We start from the raw sequence: 5736 nt of genomic DNA, 5'->3' as shown, positions 1-5736 counted from the left end.
TTGCGACACATCCGGGGGTGTAAGGGTTTCGACGGGGGTATGGAGGCGGGACCAGCGGGCGGCGGCGCCTGACCGCCATAAAACGGGCAAAATATAAATCAAATAACAACAACACTGTTGCTGTTGCTGCCTAACTAAAGGCAGCCGTCCGACCCGGAAGGACCGCGAGCCGGGAAGGGCGTCGTTTAGCGGTAAATGTGCGTACAGTAAGCTTTGCCTGTGCCACACATCATGAAGCTCACCTGAATTGACGGCGTGACGATGTGCCGTCTCCGAGGGGAACAGGAGGGGTAAGGCCCTCCGCAATCACCGTCTGCGCCCGGAGAAAGTCCCGTTAAAGTGCTTTCGGACGCGGGTTCAACTCCCGCCACCTCCACCAAAAGTGCGCCAGACGAACCCAGGAGCCGGTCATCTATGTGGCCGGGAGCCTGTTCGTGCTGGTGTGTCCGCTGGCTATTGCCTCGGACAAATGAGAAAGGCCGCTGCTCTGGAATAATCCAGGGTAGCGGCCTTTTTCATGCCTGCGCCGTCACAATTTCCGAGATAAAATCACGGTATTTGTGTTTTCCTGACAANCTCATGTAAAAATACGAAAATACGGTTATATTCTACCGTAAAGGAGAACACGGCTATGATTAGGATTTTACTGTCCACCGAGCTTGGCAAGCGCAGGTGGTCGCAAGCGGACTTAGCCCGAATGACAGGGATAAGGGCCTCCACGATAGGCGACTACTACAATGAGCTGACAGACCGCATCAACCTCCGGCACTTCGAGCTGATATGCAAGGCGCTGGATTGCGATCTGACAGATATCCTTGTCTACCATCCAGACGAGGACACCCCCGTGAAGTCGCGCAGTGGTGCTCCCCTACATGAGCAGCCGCCCAAGGAATAAGCCATGCTCCAAAGACCCGGACGATTATTCGTCCGGGTCTTTTTCTATCTTCACCACATCCGCGATGGAACAGTCCAGCGCCAAACAGATTCGCTCGATGACCTCCAGAGCGACATACTGATTCTTGTTGAGCTTGTTGAGGGTCGAATTGCTCATTCCGACCATTTTCACAAGCTCCATTTTCTTCACGCCCCTTTCAATAAGGGTATGTTGCAGCGGCTTGTATGAAATCATGGTGCCACCTCCTTGAGAATACCATACCACAACATTGTCGATTTGTCAAAAACTTTTTTACGAAAAATCGAAAATAACTGTTGACAAAGCGACAGCCTTGTGGTATCGTATGCTCACAACAACACGACACTACTTAACGCGNACACGACAAAAATGTGGGAGGTCACAAAGATGTACGACATGATGAAGAAGCAGAACTTCGGTGTGGAGATTGAGCTGACGGGTATCACCCGCGAGCAGGCCGCTAACGTCATCGCCACTTACTTCGGTACCCAGGCCCGCTACCTCGGCACCTACTACAANACCTATGGTGCCACCGACCGGAAGGGCCGCACCTNGAAAGCCATGTCTGATGGCAGCATCNTCACCGAGCGCAAGTCCGCCAGCCACGGTCGGGTTTCCGCTGGTACCGCATNTTCCTGCGAGGTCGTGACCCCCGTNCTTCAGTACGAGGATATGGATGACCTGCAGAACATCATCCGCGCTCTCCGCGAGGCCGGGGCTATCGCCAACAGTTCCTGCGGCATCCACGTCCATGTGGACGGCAAGAACCATACCCCCGCCAGCCTGACCCGCCTGATGAACTTCGCCATTGGCCGCCAGGATTTGTTCTATGAGGCTCTGGAAATTGGTGACCGCGCCAACCNCTGGTGCAAGAAGATGAACTCCACTTTGCTGAAAGCCATGCAGAGTGACAGCGAAAAGACCAAGAGCAGTATCGAGCGCATCTGGTACAGCGCCGCCAACGATGGCTACACCGGCGGCATCAACCACGAGCACTACAACACCAGCCGCTACCACGGTGTTAATCTCCACGCTTTCTTCACCAAGGGGACGGTCGAGTTCCGGCTGTTCAACGGCACCACCCACGCCGGTAAGATTAAGGCCTACGTCCAGTTCTGCTTGGCCATGAGCGCCTGGGCCATTGACTGCCAGGACACCCGGCTCTACTTCAAGGGCTGTGCGGGCTACACCGCAGAGCAGAAGGCCACGCTGATGACCAACGTCCTGGTGAAGCGCCTGGGCCTGGGCGGTGCGGAGTTCAAGACCTGCCGCCACCACCTGACCGCTCCCTTTCGCCCCCAGGCCCAGGCAGAGGCCGAGGTGGCTTAACAACAAACCGGCTGACCTACCGGCCATACGGGGAGAACGGAGGAACCTATGAAACGGAAATACTACATCGCCTATGGGAGCAACCTGGACGTTGACCAGATGCTCCACCGCTGCCCGGATGCGCTCACTATTGGCCGCTCCACCATCGACGGTTACAAGCTGGTGTTCCGGGGGAACAGCCGCTCGGGCGTTGCCAACATTGAGCCTTGCGACGGAGCCAGCGTCCCCGTTGGTATCTGGTCCATCAGCCCCTCGGACGAAGACGCCCTGGACTGGTATGAGGGCTTCCCTCGGCTGTACGTCAAGCAAATATTCACGCTGCAAGTACGAGGGAAGAAGGTAAAGGGGATGGCTTACATCATGACCCCCGGCCACGCGATCACCCCGCCGGCGAAGCAGTATCTCAACACCATCATGGAGGGATACAAAGATTTTGGATTTGACCCCGCGCCGCTGCTGGCAGCTGCGGCCGAGGCCAGGAAAGGAGAATGAACATGGACTACGAGCAGTTTTCCCAGGACGTGACCGCCACCGCCGCGGCAAAGCGGGCCGTGGACGAGTTCGCCAAGAAACAGGTGGATGGGTTGCATATCTGCCCCCGCTGCGGGCGTCTGACCGTCAAGGCGCGGTTGACTACCAACGCCCTGAGCCGCCACGCTGACGTCTACATCTGCGACGCCTGCGGCAACGACGAGGCGGTTCGGGAGATGAAAGGGGATCCCCTTCCGCTCAAGGACTGGGCGATTGCTAAGATTCCCCGGTANGCAAAAAGGGGCAGTGGTCCCCGGCCAAGNATAACCACTGCCCCGCCTCACCACAGAGGCGCCGGGAGAACCCGGCTCCTCCAGCATACCAGAACAGATAGAAAAATTCAAGGAGGAACGCAAAAATGATGTTGTCCGAATTTGTGGAGCGCACCGGTTTCGAGCCGATGCCCGCCGAGTACGCCAAAATCGAAGAGGCTTATTGCGGCTTCAACGGTGATAAAGACGCTTTCTGCAAGGCTTTTGTCGCTGGCGATGGGGAGAAGAAAATCTATCAGGCCCGGGCCGCCGTGATTGACCGGCTGAATGGCAAAATCCTGGAGCTGGACAAGACCATCCAGCGGAGCGGCGCAGAGCACGAGCGCCAGCTGTCCGCTCTCCAGGCCGAACTTGACAAGGAGCTGGAATGGAAGCCTTACGAGTTCACACAGAACATTCCCCAGGTCGAATATGCGGAGCTGGCCAAGTGCGTTGTTAGTGGGTCTGCCCGCTACATGACCGATGATGAGGCCCTGGATTGGGTTTGCCGGGAGTTCGGCTTTGACCACAGCCAAGTCACGATTTTGCACGAAATCGACGAGCAGGAAATCAACCGTCACAACCTCTGCCGCGCCAGCGGCCGGAAGATTGACCGCCGACCGGTCTACTGCGCTACGGACTATCACTACATCCGCTTCAACGCGGGGTGCGGCGCGTGGCAGTGGGAGGTCTGGAACGGCCAGATTCGCCCCTTCTACGATTAAACCTACACAACCCATCCCGGAGATCATAAGAACAGAAAGGAAGGAACATAGACACATGAGAAGAAACAGCGAAACCATAAAAAGCANCGAGNATTTGCTTGCAGAGTTNGAGAATGTTATCGTTGAGTATGTGAAAGCCAGCAATAATATGAGCAGGAAATCCGAAGCTAAATTNAGCCGGGATGCGGAGCGGCTTAGAGTCGAGATACTTCGTCGCTTAGGATCAAAANAATAGCCGAAACGGGCCGCTGGCCCGTCGCCGGGAACCGTCCTACCCGGCCTGATGATGGCAGGGCAGAAAGGGAAACGATATGAAAGAGCAGCTTTTGACTTTGATTGACAGTCACAACGCCGTTGTGAAAGCTTTGGAGGATAGCCAGCTCCCGGTTCCGGAGGGCAAAATGTTCTCGGCCATGACCATCTGGCACAAACTGGCATGTGAGGGGCAGGACATTACCATCCTGGCACGAAAGAACGGTATCGACGCGAAATGCGATATGCAGGCGGGCCGAATCACTGTCTACGGCGATTTAGTTGTTGAGTAAATCAAGGGAGGTTTTACAATGCGAGCGTGGGACATCAGAACAGCGGAGCAATGCGGAATCCTGGAGCGGTGCCAGGCTTTTGAAAAAGAACTGCTCCAAATCAAGGACATCGTGCCGGACAAATCCGATGACGGCATCCCGTTCGATTTGAGCGGGTTCCTCAGCAACATCTTCCAGGTCATCATTGTCCCCCAGTATGACATTGGGGCCGACAGGGATGACTACTGGGAGGCGCGGAAGCAGTTGAAAGAAAACGTGGTTGCTTTGGCTGAAAAGTACGACCTGCACCCATCCGGGGACAGAATAGAGGATCAGGGCCGACACTTCTATTTCGTGTTCCGCTGCGGGCAGACATGGAGGGAACAGCATGAGTAAATGGCGAAGGCTCGACATGGCCAGCAAGACCGGCCACCCGCCGGCTGATATGCTGGTGGCTCTGTACCTGAATCCGACCAATGGGCGGTCAACGTGCTACCGGCGCATCGAGCACGACATCGGGAGCTTCAAACCTGACAGTCGGGATAACAGCCGCAAGCTGTGGTGGCATGGGACGCACAGCACCCAAGACCCCACCCGCATGAAGAAACACTACACGATTTGGTGGTGTCCTGTCCATGAGTTTGACGGTATGTGATGGACGTGCAGCGGGAAAGCCCTCTCCCGGCCCCATACGTCCGTTGCAACACCCGGTTAGGCCCTCTGGAGGGTAGACGCACACCCACGACAAAGAAACCGCCTGACGGCCCTCTACGGCGGCCAAGGTCCAGAAATAAAAAACAGCCCCCTCACAGGAAAGAATCCTGCGAGGGGGCTGTCTGCCTGCGCTTATACGGAGCCGCCCAAGGCACGGAGCAGCTCGCCAAGGCTGGGATAGCTGTTNTAGTTCGCCAGCCAGTAGTNCGGGGTGTCGATAACACCGGCGGACACAAGGGCGGCCACGCCAGCCTCCGGGGTAGCGGAGCGGGTACCGGCCTTGGTGATTTTCTCGGCCGCTTTGGTCAGCAAAATGTCCAGGTACTTCACCTTGCCGCCGGTCATGGTCTGCTTCCAATAGTCGGGAGAATTGATAACACCCAGCTTTGCCAGTTTGTCGACCGCAGCCAGGGCCGGGGGCTGGATATCCTTTTCGTTCACCCACCCATAGACGGTGGAACCGCCGCCCTTGACGTAGATCAGCTGATACGGGTGTTTCCCGTTGTAAATCTGCGTCACCTTGGCCTGACCGGGCTTGCAGGTGGCGGGCTTCGAGGTGTTGGCACTGAAATAATGCTCGGTGCCGGTGAAGTTCACGATGTCACCGACTTTCAGCCCGAGGGACGGCGCGGAGCCAGTGGCGGGAGTGTCGCTGGAGGCGGCTGGGGGACAAGAAAAAGGACATAGAAAAGGTCAGCGAGCGGAGGCATAGCAGGCGGAAATGCGGTTACCCGTGATTTTTGGCCTTG

General features: G+C 56.6%; 8 protein-coding genes and 2 other RNA genes. 9 read left to right on the top strand and 1 reads right to left on the bottom strand.

The features are described from left to right. Nucleotides 1-13 precede the first annotated feature (13 nt). Both ssrA and JX325_RS12015 read left to right on the top strand, forming a co-directional pair. Nucleotides 14-379: a transfer-messenger RNA gene (ssrA, locus tag JX325_RS12020) on the top strand. Nucleotides 380-631: 252 nt separating this feature from the next. Beyond that, entirely contained in the window at nt 632-895 is a 264-nt protein-coding gene (locus JX325_RS12015; protein ID WP_204791352.1) for a helix-turn-helix transcriptional regulator, read from the top strand. A gap of 24 nt (nt 896-919) precedes the next feature. On the opposite strand, the gene JX325_RS12010 is transcribed toward JX325_RS12015, so the two are convergent. Continuing rightward, entirely contained in the window at nt 920-1129 is a 210-nt protein-coding gene (locus JX325_RS12010; RefSeq protein WP_204791351.1) for a helix-turn-helix transcriptional regulator, read from the bottom strand. A 171-nt stretch (nt 1130-1300) separates the two neighbouring features. Here JX325_RS12010 and JX325_RS12005 point away from each other — a divergent pair, with 171 nt between their 5' ends. The 7 genes from JX325_RS12005 to JX325_RS11975 all read left to right on the top strand — a co-directional run bounded on the left by JX325_RS12005 (nt 1301) and on the right by JX325_RS11975 (nt 4928). Continuing rightward, the gene (locus JX325_RS12005) at nt 1301-2242 is read left to right on the top strand and encodes an amidoligase family protein (RefSeq protein ID WP_243414067.1); all 942 of its coding nucleotides are present in this window, start codon (nt 1301-1303) and stop codon (nt 2240-2242) included. Between the two features lie 48 nt (nt 2243-2290). Further along, nucleotides 2291-2734 carry a gamma-glutamylcyclotransferase family protein gene (locus JX325_RS12000; RefSeq protein WP_204791350.1) on the top strand — a complete coding sequence of 148 codons (444 nt, stop codon included), beginning with the start codon at nt 2291-2293 and terminating at the stop codon, nt 2732-2734. A 397-nt stretch (nt 2735-3131) separates the two neighbouring features. Continuing rightward, on the top strand, nt 3132-3749 hold the full coding sequence (locus tag JX325_RS11995) for a hypothetical protein (RefSeq protein WP_204791349.1): 618 nt from the start codon (nt 3132-3134) through the stop codon (nt 3747-3749). Between the two features lie 233 nt (nt 3750-3982). Next, nucleotides 3983-4048, top strand: an RNA gene (locus tag JX325_RS11990) — hammerhead ribozyme type II. Between the two features lie 12 nt (nt 4049-4060). Continuing rightward, entirely contained in the window at nt 4061-4294 is a 234-nt protein-coding gene (locus JX325_RS11985; protein ID WP_204791348.1) for a hypothetical protein, read from the top strand. An 18-nt stretch (nt 4295-4312) separates the two neighbouring features. Beyond that, a complete protein-coding gene (locus tag JX325_RS11980) occupies nt 4313-4669 on the top strand; it encodes a hypothetical protein (RefSeq protein WP_204791347.1) in 357 nt (118 codons plus the stop codon). After that, entirely contained in the window at nt 4662-4928 is a 267-nt protein-coding gene (locus JX325_RS11975; RefSeq protein WP_204791346.1) for a hypothetical protein, read from the top strand. The genes JX325_RS11980 and JX325_RS11975 overlap by 8 nt, the downstream gene beginning before the upstream one ends. Nucleotides 4929-5736 lie beyond the last annotated feature (808 nt).

The organism is Oscillibacter sp. CU971, assembly GCF_905219725.1.
In the GTDB taxonomy this organism is placed as follows: domain Bacteria; phylum Bacillota; class Clostridia; order Oscillospirales; family Oscillospiraceae; genus Oscillibacter.
The sequence above is the reverse complement of the archived record's forward strand: the minus strand, read 5'-3'. Positions and strand labels throughout refer to the sequence as shown.

Bases quoted from the DNA above. Each gene is read 5' to 3' on its own strand.
- JX325_RS11975 (WP_204791346.1), top strand. From the start codon at position 4,662: ATGAGTAAATGGCGAAGGCTCGACATGGCCAGCAAGACCGGCCACCCG.
- JX325_RS11985 (WP_204791348.1), top strand. From the start codon at position 4,061: ATGAAAGAGCAGCTTTTGACTTTGATTGACAGTCACAACGCCGTTGTG.
- JX325_RS12015 (WP_204791352.1), top strand. From the start codon at position 632: ATGATTAGGATTTTACTGTCCACCGAGCTTGGCAAGCGCAGGTGGTCG.
- JX325_RS11980 (WP_204791347.1), top strand. From the start codon at position 4,313: ATGCGAGCGTGGGACATCAGAACAGCGGAGCAATGCGGAATCCTGGAG.
- JX325_RS11995 (WP_204791349.1), top strand. From the start codon at position 3,132: ATGATGTTGTCCGAATTTGTGGAGCGCACCGGTTTCGAGCCGATGCCC.
- JX325_RS12010 (WP_204791351.1), bottom strand. From the start codon at position 1,129: ATGATTTCATACAAGCCGCTGCAACATACCCTTATTGAAAGGGGCGTG.
- JX325_RS12000 (WP_204791350.1), top strand. From the start codon at position 2,291: ATGAAACGGAAATACTACATCGCCTATGGGAGCAACCTGGACGTTGAC.